This is a genomic window from Bradyrhizobium sp. BRP23 (assembly GCF_020194135.1).
Taxonomy (GTDB): Bacteria; Pseudomonadota; Alphaproteobacteria; order Rhizobiales; family Xanthobacteraceae; genus Bradyrhizobium; species Bradyrhizobium yuanmingense.
Genome location: NZ_JADYVW010000015.1, coordinates 1 through 12409 on the forward strand (window position 1 = coordinate 1; position 12409 = coordinate 12409).

Sequence of the window (12409 nt, forward strand, 5' to 3'; positions counted from 1 at the left end):
GCGCCCGGCAGCACGCCGCCACCCCCGCCGCCCGGACGTCCGGGGTCGGCAACGCCCGCGCCCGGCGCAACCCCGGCCCCGACAGCGACGCCAGCCCCGGGGCAGCAGGGTGGAACGCCTCCTGCCGGCGCGCCCGCCGCCGGGACTCCGGCTGCGCCGCCGCAGGCTGGTGCGCCCGCCCGGCCGCCGGCACCTCCGGCCGGCGCCGCGGCTCCGACCGTGGTGCCCGGCACGCCGGCCGCAGCGCCGCCGCCCGACCGGGCACAATACAGACCGCCGACGGTCGCGCCGGCTTTCCGCGCCGCGCCGACAGTCGCCGCGCCCCTGCCGCCGCCGCCGCGTCCGCAGCAGCGTGACCTGACGCCGCTCGCGATCGGCGCGGGCGTGGTGGCCGGCGCCGTGATCGGCGCCACCATCGCCGATATCCATAACCAGCGGCGCGAGGTCGTCGAAGGCGGCCGCACCGTCTACACCGAGCCGGACCGCATCATCATCCGCGATCCGGGCGGGCAGGCTTACGTCCGCGGCAACGATCTCTATCGCTTCCGCTATGGCGCCCGCGACATCCGCACCGACACCGTCGGCGGCGAAACCCGCACCGTCGTGATCCGTCCCGACGGCAGCGAGGTGATCACCGTGGTCGGGCCGGACGGCTCGCTGCTGCGTCGTATCCGCCGGGACCCGCGCGGACGCGAGATCGTGATCATCGACAACACCTACCGCGATCCGCGGGCGGTCGGCGGCTTCTACGTCGACGTGCCGCCGCCGGTGGTCAACATTCCCTACGATCGCTACATCGTCGACGCCCAGGAGGCGCCGCCGCAGGTGATCTACGAAACGATGCGGGCTCCGCCGGTGCAGCGGATCGACCGGCGCTACTCGCTCGACGAGATCCGCTACAGCCCGAATGTTCGCATGCAGATGCCGAGCATCGACGTCAACACGATCAACTTCGAGACCGGATCGTGGACCATTCCGCCGGATCAGGCGGCGCGGCTGCAAGTGATCGCCGACGGCATCAACCAGGCGCTCCAGGCCAACCCGCAGGAGGTGTTCCTGATCGAGGGCCACACCGATGCGGTCGGCAACGAGGTCGACAATCTGTCGCTGTCGGATCGCCGCGCGCAGGCCGCAGCCGAATTGCTGACGCAGCAATTCAGTGTGCCCGCGGAGAACCTGACGTCGCAGGGCTATGGCGAGCAGTATCTGAAGGAGCAGACGCAAGGCGCGAGCCTGATCAACCGGCGCGTCACCGTCCGTCGCATCACGCCGTTGCTCAACGGCGACCAGGCCAACGCGGCGCCTCCGCCGCGCCAGTAAGACCTTCGCAAGAAGACAATGGCCGGGAGCGATCCCGGCCATTTTTCTTGTCACGCCGTCATTGCTTCCGACGGCAGGCATGCCTCGCAAACGGCGGCAACATGCCGGTGATCAGTGCCGCAACAGCCGCCGAGAATGCGCATGCCGGGGAATGCGCGCCTGAGCAAATGGTAGCGGCGGCCGAGATCTTGGGGATCACCACTGTCCAGCGCCTCCGATTCGTCGAGCTCGGCGTGGCTCTTGACCGATGCATTGGCTCTGATGCCGTGGATGCGCTGAACCCACGCCTCGCCTGCGGCGAGTGCACTCTCGAAGTGAGTTGGGTGCGCGCAATTGATCAGGAAGTATTCGCAGGCACGTTCAGTTGCGTCGTCGACCGCCTCGATCGCCTCGCGCAGCGACTCTCCCCGGACGAGGCGACCATCGGTTTCGACCGTGAAAGAGATCGCGACCGGAATGTCCTGCCTCTTGGCCGCTCGGACTACGCCCACGGCTTCGTTGATGCTGTTCAGCGTGAATGCAGTCGCCATGTCGGCGCCCGCCTCGGCGAAGGCCGCGATCTGGCCTGAGTGGTAGGTTTCCGCCTCCGCCGCGTCCATGTTGCCGGCCTTGTAGCCGTCGCCTCGCGGACCGATCGCGCCATTGATGACGCAAGGCGTGGCGGGGGACTCCCAGGCGCCGCGCAATTCGTCGAGGAAGCGGATGGCGCGCATGTTGATGGCCGCGAGCCTGGCCGCATCATAGCCGAGCTTGGCGCCCCAATCAGGGTTGGCGCGCCAGGTCGGACTGTCGAGGACAAAGCCGAGCCCATGCTGCCGCGCGATACGCAGGTAGGCTTCGTAGTACTGCCTCAAATGCGCGCGGCCATCCGCGCTGTCGAGCAGCACGAATGCCGCAAAGTGGGGCAGCTCCAGCCCGTGCTGAAAGATGAGAGTTGTTTCCATGCCGCCATCGGTCAGGAAAATGCCGCCGCCGCGCTGCGGCAGACCATGTCTGTATCTGGCCATTGATCGCTCCATCATTTGGACGTGCCGCTCTCTTCACTCGGTCGCGCTACGCCCGCGTTCGGTCGCGGCATTTGGTGCCGCATAATGTCGCGTCGCTCTAGAAGCCCCGTGGTGCAGCTGAACTTCCACCCGCAAGCGGAGACAAATCAATGATTTGCACGAGTCACGCGGAGTGGGCCTTGGCCCCGAGGGTCAATTTCCGCACCGTCGGTACAGTTCTGGAGACATCGATGGGAAAGGGCGAAGCGACGCGCGAGCGCATTCTCGAGATCGCGGAAGCGGCGGTGCTCGCAAAGGGCTTCGGCGCCACCTCGATCGAGGAGGTCATTGCCGAGGCCGGACTGACCAAGAGCGGGTTCTTCTATCACTTCAGGGACAAGAACGCGCTCGCACGGGAGATGCTGCGCCGGTACGTGGATACGAATGACCGCCTGTTCGATGAGATCTTCAGGCGCGGACGTGAGCTCTCCGACGACCCGCTGCAGTCGTTCCTGATCTCGCTGAAACTACTCGCTGAAGTCATGGCCGATCTGCCGAACGGCCATCCCGGCTGCCTGATCGCCAGCATCTGCTACCAGGAGCGCTTGTTCGACCGCGATGTTCGCGATCTGACTGCACAATCGGTCCGGAGCTGGAATGCGCACTTCCGCGAGATTCTCGACGGCATCGCCGCGGTCTATCCGCCCCGCGAGCCGATCGACCTCGACGATCTCGCGGAGATGATCTCGTGCGTGGTCGACGGCGCAATCATCATGTCGAAGACGCTCAACGACCCGAAGCGGCTGGAGCGACAGATCCTGCTCTTCCGCAGCTGCGTGAAGCTGGTCTTTACGCCGCCTCACTCGTCGTGAATTGATGGAACGTGAGCGGACCAGGGCGGCCCGTCCTGCCGCGCTCGCCGGCGGCAGGAATGTGATTGGGCCCAGGTTGGCCAGTCGCCCCATCATTCTCGCGCAGCCAATCCCAGCGCCTCGGCCATGACGCGGAACACTTCGGTATTGTCCATCGAGCCGTGCACGCGCTCGCTCCCCGGGCCCGCCGCCGTGACAATGACGTCCTCGCCCGAATGCACGCTGGCGCCGACCAGCGACGACAGATTGCCGGGGCGCAGCACCGCGCCCGGGACCTCCTTGTATTTGTCGTTGGCCTTGAAGGTGCCGTCGTCGCCGGCCTTGACGGTCGGCTCGTTGGGATTGTCGAGCTTCGGACGGAACGTCTCGTAATGATCGGGCAGGCTCGCCGAGAAGATGGCAAGCCGGCGGCTCACGTCGATGCGTGACGGGTAGCCTTCCGCGTCTGGGGCCGGATAGTTCGGAAATCCGGCCTTGTCGTAAACCCCGACGCGCTCGCGTAAGGGAACGTTGGGCACGGTGGCCATGTCGTCATTCACTGTGCCGACCAGGCTGTTGGGGTGATTGTGATCGGCCAGCACCAGGATGAGGGTGTCGTCGCCGCGTGCGCGCGCCCATTCGCGCGTCTGACGCACCGCGTTGTCGAGCATGATCGTGTCGTAGACCGCGCGCTCCATGTCGAGCAAATGCGCGTATTTGTCGATCATTCCGGATTCGACCATTAGGAAGAAGCCGGCTTCGTTCTTCGAGAGGATTTTCAACGCCGCCTGCACCTGCTCGGTCAGATCAGGCTGCTCGGGGAATTTCTTGACGCCGCCTCCTTTCAGGAATTTGCGGTCGAGCGCGCCGTCCATGTTGCCGGTGGCGAACAGGCCGAGCAGCTTGCTCGTCTCCTGCTTGGCGGCGGAGGCGCTGAGCTCGCCCGCGGTGGTCGCCAGCTGATAGCCGGCATCGCGAAACTTCGCGATGTAGTCGGTCTCGTCCTTGCGCTTGGAGCCGGCAGCCGACTTCGGCAGAAAATTCGCACTGCCGCCGCCCATCATCACATCCGGCTTTGCCGCGAAGAATTGCTCGACGATGTCGTCATAGGCGGCACGCCGGCGGGTGTGCGCGACCATCGCCGCCGGCGTCGCGTCTTCGATCTCGGTATTGGTGACGATACCGATCGCCATGCCGAGCCGCCTTTTGGCGAGGCTGGTGATGGTTTCGACCTTGGGATCGTCGAGCGGGCTCGCGCTGCGGTCGGCATAGACGCCGAGGGCATTGACGGCGCTCTTGTGCCCGGTCGCATAGGCACTCGCCGAGTTCGCGGAGTCCGTGATGATCGAGTCCGAGCCGGCGGTTGCCACCAGCGCCATATGGGGCATGTCGTCGATGGCGAGCTTGCCGCGGCTCTTGCCTTCCGAAATGCCCTTGGACAGGATTCGCGCGGCGACCCGATGCGCCGGCGACATGCCGTCGCCGATGAACAGGATGACGTTCTTCGCCTTGCGCGGGCCGGTGTCGTAAACCGTCCATGTGACGCTGCGCTGGCGCGTGCCGTCGCTCACATCCACGTTTACGCTGCCCGGCTTGGTCAGCGTGACGTCGCGCAGGACCAGGGCCGACTGCTCCTTGCCGTCCTCGCGCTCGACGAAGGTTCCGGAGCGGCCGAACGCGGCCGCGTAATCCGCGCCGTTCACCGTCACCTTCAACTTGGCGGGATCGATCAGCCCCGGGAGCTCGACCTTGAAGTCGAACTTGGCTCCGGCCAGGATCTCGGCGCGATCGATCGGATAGATCGTCTGCGCCGACGATGATGATGCCCAACAGAGAACAATGAGAGAGGCGAGTGCCGATCCCCTGACCATGTGCGATGCTCCGCAATCCCGTTTCCAACAGTGGAAGCGTAGCGGTCGAGAATGACAGCGTCATTAAGCTCGGTGCCCGGATGGAGCGAAGCGCAATCCGGCTCCGGAAAGCCTCAGCCCTTATCGCTCTCGAGCCGGAAGATCTGCGAGCCTTCGCTGCCCGACAACAGGCCGGTCTTCGAATAGAGACCGAGCTTGGTGCGGGTGTCGGCGATGTCGAGGTTGCGCATGGTGAGCTGGCCGATGCGGTCGGCCGGCGTGAAGGCAGCGTCCTCCACCTTCTCCATGCTCAGCCGCTCCGGCGCATAGGTAAGGTTGGGGCTCTCGGTGTTGAGGATCGAATAATCGTTGCCGCGGCGCAGCTCGAGCGTGACTTCGCCGGTGACGGCGCGGGCGACCCAGCGCTGTGCGGTCTCGCGGAGCATCAACGCCTGCGAATCGAACCAGCGGCCCTGATAGAGCAGGCGTCCCAAGCGCATGCCGCTGATCCTGTACTGTTCGATCGTGTCCTCGTTGTGGATGCCGGTGACGAGGCGCTCATAGGCGATGTGCAGCAGCGCCATGCCGGGCGCCTCATAGATGCCCCGGCTCTTGGCCTCGATGATGCGGTTCTCGATCTGGTCGCTCATGCCGAGGCCGTGACGGCCGCCGATCGCGTTGGCCTCGAGGAACAGCGCGACCGGATCGGAGAAGGTCTGGCCATTCAGCGCGGTCGGCTGTCCTTCCTCGAAGCGCACCACGACCTTCTCGGCCTTGACATTGCAGTCGTCGCGCCAGAACGGCACGCCCATGATCGGGTTGACGATCTTGATGCCGCTGTCGAGGCTTTCGAGATCCTTCGCCTCGTGCGTGGCGCCGAGCAGATTGCTGTCGGTCGAATACGCCTTCTCCGCGCTCATCTTGTAGGCGAAGCCTTGCGCGGTCATGAACGCAGACATCTCGGCGCGGCCGCCGAGCTCGTCGATGAACTGCTGGTCGAGCCAGGGCTTGTAGATCTTCAAGCCGGGATTGGTGAGCAGGCCGTAGCGGTAGAAGCGCTCGATGTCGTTGCCCTTGAAGGTCGAGCCGTCGCCCCAGATGTTGACACCGTCTTCCTTCATCGCTGCGACCAGCATCGTGCCGGTGACGGCGCGCCCGAGCGGCGTGGTGTTGAAATAGGTGATGCCGCCGGTCGAGATATGGAAGGCGCCGGACTGGATCGCGGCTATGCCCTCGTGAACCAGCTGCGTGCGGCAATCGACGAGCCGCGCGTTCTCGGCACCGAACTCCATCGCCTTGCGCGGGATCTCGTTGTAGTCGGCTTCATCCGGCTGACCGAGATTGGCGGTGTAGGCGTAGCAGCGCGCCCCCTTCTGCTTCATCCAGAGCAGCGCCGCAGAGGTGTCGAGGCCGCCCGAAAAAGCGATGCCGACTTTCTCACCCTTGGGCAGGCTTTTCAGGATCGTGGTCATAGGGCTTCCAATCGGGTCTCAAGCTGATGTGATGGGTGCGTTCGACCGCGCGAATATCAAATTTCGCGGGGCTCGGCACCCCTTTAATGGCTCAAACCGAGGGCTCGGGGCCGGTCTTGCGGCCGAACAGGCGCTGGCGGAGCCGGTAGGCGGGCATGTTCAACCGGGTCAGGGCGGCATCCACCGCTTCGTCCGAGAACCGCGTCCGCGGCCAGCGGTAAATCAGCGCGTAGGCGAACCAGATCACGACGAAGGTGACGAGGCCGGCGATCGACACGTCCGTGAAAAAGTGCCCGCCGAAGGCCATGCGCAGGGCGCTGGTCAAGGCGCCGAACACCACGGCGGCGGCATAGGCGAGCGGCCGCCACGCCGGCGGCGCCAGCGCGGCCGGCGCCAGCGTCCAGAACGCCGTCGCGCCTTCGCCGGAGAAGAACGAGCAATTGCGCCCGCAAGTGCCGCGCGGATCCCACCACGGCACGAATTGCTGATCGCCGGCAAACTCGGTCACCACCACCGGACGCGGACGGCCCCAATAATTCTTGAACGTCAGGTTGGTCAAAATACCGGCCGACATGGTCATCGTCACCAGCAGGAAGATGACCGTACGCCCCGGCACCATCAGCGGCCGGTCGGGCCGGATCATCTTGACCACGAGCGCGACGATCGAGGGAAGGGCGAAGGCCCAGGCGATCCACATCGCCGCATCGCGCGCAAAGCCGGCCCACCCGTTCAGCTTGAGCGGAAACGTCTTGGTCTCCGCGTCGAAGAACAGCGAAGCGAGCTTGAGGTCGAGCTCGGGATAGAGGCCGAAGACGACGCCGATCACGAGCCACAGCGCCAGGGCGATGAAGAGTCCGGTCCTGTTCATGGCGCGCGGTTTAGCGGAGTGGGGCGGGGATGGAAACCCCAGGGGAGGGTAGGAACCTCACCGCGGGCCCGGCCTTGAATTCGCCGGCAATGGCGGCGGTGGTTTCCGCGGGGACGGCGGTTCGCGCCAGACGCCGGCGTTGCGGCCGGCGATCAGCCAGTAGACGAAGCCGGCAACGATGCCCGCGCCGGTCATGATCTCCAGGTGACGCCGGACGATGCCCTCGAACTGCAACGTGTCGGAATGGAACGGGACGAGGCCGAGATAGCAGGCGAGCCCGACAAGGCCGCCGCCGACGGCATAGGCGATCGCACTGCGGATGTAGAGCGCTTCGGTGATCGCGACGATCACCGCCGCCGGCACCAGCGCAAAGCCGGACACGAAGATGAAGCCGAAGCCGAGCAGGATGTCGATCGTGCCCTGGTCGACCGGACCGGCGCCGAGATCGGCGAATTCCGGAAACAGCAGCGCGACGACGACGATCATGCCGCCGACAAAGCAGGCGGCGAGGAAGCCGATGAAGATGACGACGAGGCGGCCGATCAGGGACATGACGTCAAAATCACCTCGCCGTCATTGCAAGGAGCTCGCGACAAAATTGCGCAGCAATTTTGCGCTGATGCGACGAAGCAATCCAGACTGAGGCCGCGGAGATATTCTGGATTGCTTCGCTGCGCTCGCAATGACGAGGAGGCGGGAGCGTGGGCATCCCGACCTAATCCGTCATCGCCATGGCGCGCAGCGCCTGGCGCTCGCGCGCCGAGAGCTTTTCCGTCTCCGACTTGAGCTGGCCGCAGGCGGCGAGGATGTCGCGGCCGCGCGGGGTGCGCACCGGCGAGGAATAGCCGGCGTTGAAGATATATTCGGAGAACTTTTCGATCTGGTCCCAGTCGGAGCATTCATAGGCGGTGCCGGGCCAGGGATTGAACGGGATCAGGTTGATCTTGGCCGGAATGCCCTTGAGCATCTTTACCAGCAGTTTTGCATCGTCGAGCGAATCGTTGACGCCCTTGAGCATCACATATTCGAAGGTAATGCGGCGCGCGTTCGATGCGCCGGGATAGTCGCGGCAGGCCTGCAGCAGCTCCTTGATCGGATATTTGCGGTTGAGCGGCACCAGCTCGTTGCGCAGCTCGTCGCGCACCGCGTGCAGCGAGATCGCGAGCATGACGCCGATCTCCTCGCCGGCCCGCACGATGTTCGGCACCACGCCCGAGGTCGACAGCGTGATGCGGCGGCGGGAGATGCCGATGCCTTCGTTGTCGCCGACGATCAGAAGCGCATCGCGCACCGCGTCGAAATTGTAGAGCGGCTCGCCCATGCCCATCATCACGATGTTGGTGACGCGGCGCGTGCCGTCCTCGCGATCGGCCCAGTCATTCAAACGGTCGCGCGCGACCATCACCTGGCCGACGATCTCGCCGGCGGTGAGGTTGCGCACCAGGCGCTGGGTGCCGGTGTGGCAGAAGGCGCAATTGAGCGTGCAGCCGACCTGCGAGGAAACGCAGAGCGTGCCGCGGTCGGTCTCGGGGATGTAGACGCACTCGACTTCATGCGCCTTCTGAACATTGTCGCCGCTCGGCAGGCGCAACAGCCATTTGCGGGTGCCGTCGTTGGAGATCTGCTCGGCCACGACTTCCGGCCGGTCGACGGTGAAATGCTGCGCGAGCTCGGCGCGGATGCCCTTCGAGATCGAGCTCATCTCGTCAAAACTCTGGGCGCCGCGGAAATAGATCCAGTGCCACAGCTGCTGCACCCGCATCTTGCGCTGCGCCGGTGCGACGCCGATCTCGCCGAGCCGATCGGCAAGCTCGGTGCGCGACAGGCCGATCAGCGACGGCTTGGCCGGCGGCACATAGGTTTCGAGCGGGGTCTTCTCCACCATGAGGCCGTTGTGCGGCTCGGTCGTCGCTTGCATCGAAATGGACCTGATTACGTGGTCGTTCCGGGGCGGCGCGAAGCGTCGAACCTGGAACCTCGAGATTCCGGGTCTGGTCCTTCGGACCATCCCGGAATGACGGAAAAACTTGGAACGGCCCCTATATAGCAACCGGAACCGCCGATTGCGACCTTATCGCCCGCAGTCTTAACGCCGGCAATCCTGCGCGATCTTGTCGAGCGCCTGGGCGAGGCCCTTCAGCGAGAAGGTGTCGGTCGTCTCGGTCCCCTTGGCCGAGACGCCCTTGACGACGAGATCGGCGGATTTGCGCATGGCTTCGACCATCCGCTCCTCCTCGGCCGCGTTCTTGATCCAGAGCCCGTCGCCCTGCGTGTACATGGCGAAGGAGGCGCCGCCGACCTCGGCGGTCGATTCCGAGCCCGGCTTCAGCGCATAGCCGATCATGACCGAGACTTCGTTATTGACCTTCTCGGCCGGCCGGGTCGAGACGAAGGCATAGGCGGGATCGCGCGGCCGGTTCGGCGGATTGGTCTTCGACGACGACGGCTTGGCCAGCGCGAAGCAGACCTTCTTGCCGTTCGGCGTCGCCGAATAGGCACCCCAGGTGCCGAACTGCCCGATCAGGGTCGGCTCCGCGCCCCCCGCAACGGCCGCAGCCGGGGCCGCCGGCTTGCTCTCGGGCTTCGGGGCCGCCTTTGCGTTGGTGTTGGCCGGCGGCGCCGCCGGCTTCGGTGCCGCCTCTTTTGGAGCTGGACTGGACTTGGGCGTCGGTTGCGCCGTCTGCGCCCGCGCAGACACGGCGATTCCCCCGGCCGCCACGCCAGTCATCAAAGCTAAAATCAGCACCCGCCACATGCCGCAGTGGTTCCCTCAATATTGTGACTGGAAGATGGCCCGAGCGCGCTTTGTCCCCGGGCAGGGATAGCCGGGAAAGTTCAATTTGGGAAGGCAGTTAGCGGTATCTTCGGCGGCTAGGCCCTGGATCGGGCGGCGCGTTGCGCGGCCCATTGCGCCTCGGTCCAGCCGAGCAAATCCTCGGCGCCGGAACTGCGCAGATGCGCGCCACCGTCGATCACCACCATCTCGCCATTGATGTAGGCGGCGTGATCCGAGACCAGGAAGCTGGCGAGATCGGCGAGCTCGCCGTGCTCGCCGGTGCGGCCGAGCGGATTGCGCGAGGTCCAGCCTTCGTCGCGGCCTTCGGGACGGAGCTGCCCGGTGGCCCCTGCGGTCGGAAACGGGCCCGGCGCGATCGCCACGGTCCGGATGCCCTTCGGGCCCCATTCCACCGCAAGACTCCTGGTCATCGCCAGCAGTGCGGATTTCGCCATCGCCGAGGGAACGGTGAAGGCGCGGCCGGTAATGGTGGAGGTCGAGAGGATCGACAGCACGACGCCGCGATGGTTAGCCTCGATCCAGCGCCTGCCGGCGGCGAGCGTGCAATACATCGCGCCATGCAGTGTCGGCGCCAGGATCGCGTCCGCGGCGCGGAAGGAGAGATGCTCGCTCTGTGCGATGAAGGTGGCAGCGGCATTGTTGACGAGGATGTCGAGCGGCGCCTCGCGCCAGATCGCATCCATCATGCCGTCGACCGCCGCACCGTCGCGGATATCGCAGGCGATGGTGATGACCGTGCTGCCGGTCTCGTCGCGCATCTCGCGCGCCGTCGCCTCGAGCCGCTCGAGCTTGCGGCCGCAGATCACGAGCTCAGCGCCGAGCGCGAGGAAGCGACGCCCCATCGCAGCGCCCAGACCCGAACCACCCCCGGTAATGAGGATGCGCTTGTTCTTCAGCAGGCTTGTTTCAAACATCGTTTGAATCCTTTCTCCGCGGATTTCGTCATTGCGAGCCACCGGGTCCGCGCGAAGCGCGGCCCGATGACGGGCTTCGCGAAGCAATTCAGACTATTCCGCAGGACGGACTCTGGATTGCTTCGCTGCGCTCGCAACGACGGAGGATAGGCCGTCGCTGACCCCAGACAAAGAATCCGGATTGTCGCCACTGCCTAAATCCGGCAGAAACGGCCAAACTATAATTCCACCCGAAACGCCCTCAAGGTGCCGCCATGAAAGCCATCCTCTGCTCGCAATATTGCCAGCCCGACGACCTCGTCCTGACTGAGGTGCCCGATCCGGTGGCGGGGCCCGGCGAAGCCGTGATCGCGATCAAGGCGGCGGCGCTGAATTTCTTCGACATCCTGATGATCCAGGGCAAGTACCAGATCAAGCCGCCGTTCCCGTTCTCGCCGGCCGCGGAAGTTGCGGGCGTGATCGAGAGCATCGGCGCTGGTGTCACTGATCTCAAGGTCGGCGATCGCGTGGTCGCCTCCTGCGGCCACAACGGCGCACGCGAGAAGATCGCGCTGCCGGCGGCATCGATCGTGAAGATCCCCGACAATCTCGACTACGACCGCGCGGCCGGCATCATCATCATCTACGGCACCGCGCTGCATGCGCTGGAAGATCGCGCCAGCCCCAAGCCGGGCGAGACGCTCGCTGTGCTGGGCGCGGCCGGCGGCACCGGCCTTGCGGCCTGCGAGCTCGGCAAGCTGATGGGCTTGAAGGTGATCGCCTGCGCCTCGTCGGACGAGAAGCTCGAATTCGCCAAGGCGCACGGCGCCGAGCTGACGCTGAACTACGCCAAGGAAGATCTGAAGGAAGGCCTGCGCAAGCTCACCGGCGGCAAGGGCGTCGACATCATCTTCGATCCCGTTGGTGGTGCTTACGCCGAACAGGCGCTGCGCTCGATCGCATGGGAAGGCCGCTTCCTCGTCATCGGCTTTGCCGCCGGCGACATTCCCAAGATGCCGCTGAACCTCGCGCTCCTGAAGGGCTGCGACATCCGCGGCGTGTTCTGGGGCGCCTGGACCCGGCTCAACCCGGCCAAGAACCGCGCCAATCTGGAGAAGCTGGTGAAGTGGACCGCGGAAGGCAAGATCTCATCGCATGTCGACCGCACCTTCCCGCTGGCGCAGACGGCCGATGCGTTGAAGGTGTTGGCGGGACGTCAGGCCATGGGCAAGGTGATCTTGCATCCGTGAGGATGCGAGACGGAAACGCGTTTGTCGCGACCTGCACACCACACACTCACTGTCATCGCCCGCGAAGGCGGGCGATCCAGTACTCCGTGACGTCAGCGATTGAACCGGGAGGCCGCGGCGTA

At 65.4% G+C, this 12409-nt stretch carries 11 protein-coding genes; 3 read left to right on the forward strand and 8 right to left on the reverse strand.

What is annotated here, in order from left to right:
* The coding region (locus I6F24_RS30310; RefSeq protein ID WP_225156545.1) for an OmpA family protein at positions 1-1320 on the forward strand (1320 nt) is incomplete at its 5' end.
* Positions 1321-1370: 50 nt separating this feature from the next.
* Here the strand turns inward: I6F24_RS30310 and I6F24_RS30315 are convergent.
* Positions 1371-2327 carry a homocysteine S-methyltransferase family protein gene (locus tag I6F24_RS30315; protein WP_057025850.1) on the reverse strand — a complete coding sequence of 319 codons (957 nt, stop codon included), beginning with the start codon at positions 2325-2327 and terminating at the stop codon, positions 1371-1373.
* Positions 2328-2557: 230 nt separating this feature from the next.
* Between I6F24_RS30315 and I6F24_RS30320 the strand changes: the two genes are divergently transcribed.
* Positions 2558-3178, forward strand: a complete 621-nt coding sequence (locus I6F24_RS30320) for a TetR/AcrR family transcriptional regulator (RefSeq protein WP_074447591.1) — start codon at positions 2558-2560, stop codon at positions 3176-3178.
* Between the two features lie 92 nt (positions 3179-3270).
* On the opposite strand, the gene I6F24_RS30325 is transcribed toward I6F24_RS30320, so the two are convergent.
* The 7 genes from I6F24_RS30325 to I6F24_RS30355 form a co-directional block, all read right to left on the reverse strand.
* Positions 3271-5028, reverse strand: coding sequence for an alkaline phosphatase (locus I6F24_RS30325; protein ID WP_225151868.1), 1758 nt, complete (start codon positions 5026-5028; stop codon positions 3271-3273).
* 113 nt (positions 5029-5141) lie between these two features.
* Positions 5142-6479 (reverse strand): argininosuccinate synthase, encoded by a 1338-nt coding sequence (gene argG, locus I6F24_RS30330; protein WP_036038771.1) that lies wholly within the window; start codon positions 6477-6479, stop codon positions 5142-5144.
* Positions 6480-6570: 91 nt separating this feature from the next.
* Positions 6571-7347: a phosphatase PAP2 family protein gene (locus I6F24_RS30335; RefSeq protein WP_036002803.1), complete on the reverse strand. Its 777-nt coding sequence runs from the start codon at positions 7345-7347 to the stop codon at positions 6571-6573.
* A gap of 57 nt (positions 7348-7404) precedes the next feature.
* A complete protein-coding gene (locus I6F24_RS30340; RefSeq protein WP_036024186.1) occupies positions 7405-7899 on the reverse strand; it encodes a hypothetical protein in 495 nt (164 codons plus the stop codon).
* Between the two features lie 163 nt (positions 7900-8062).
* Positions 8063-9265, reverse strand: a complete 1203-nt coding sequence (gene rlmN / locus I6F24_RS30345) for a 23S rRNA (adenine(2503)-C(2))-methyltransferase RlmN (RefSeq protein WP_225151870.1) — start codon at positions 9263-9265, stop codon at positions 8063-8065.
* A 168-nt stretch (positions 9266-9433) separates the two neighbouring features.
* On the reverse strand, positions 9434-10102 hold the full coding sequence (locus tag I6F24_RS30350) for an invasion associated locus B family protein (RefSeq protein WP_036002810.1): 669 nt from the start codon (positions 10100-10102) through the stop codon (positions 9434-9436).
* A 116-nt stretch (positions 10103-10218) separates the two neighbouring features.
* A complete protein-coding gene (locus I6F24_RS30355; protein WP_036024188.1) occupies positions 10219-11058 on the reverse strand; it encodes an SDR family oxidoreductase in 840 nt (279 codons plus the stop codon).
* Positions 11059-11312: 254 nt separating this feature from the next.
* Here I6F24_RS30355 and I6F24_RS30360 point away from each other — a divergent pair, with 254 nt between their 5' ends.
* Complete coding sequence (locus I6F24_RS30360) at positions 11313-12287, forward strand: NADPH:quinone oxidoreductase family protein (protein WP_036002812.1); 975 nt, start codon at positions 11313-11315, stop codon at positions 12285-12287.
* The last annotated feature ends 122 nt before the right edge of the window (positions 12288-12409 follow it).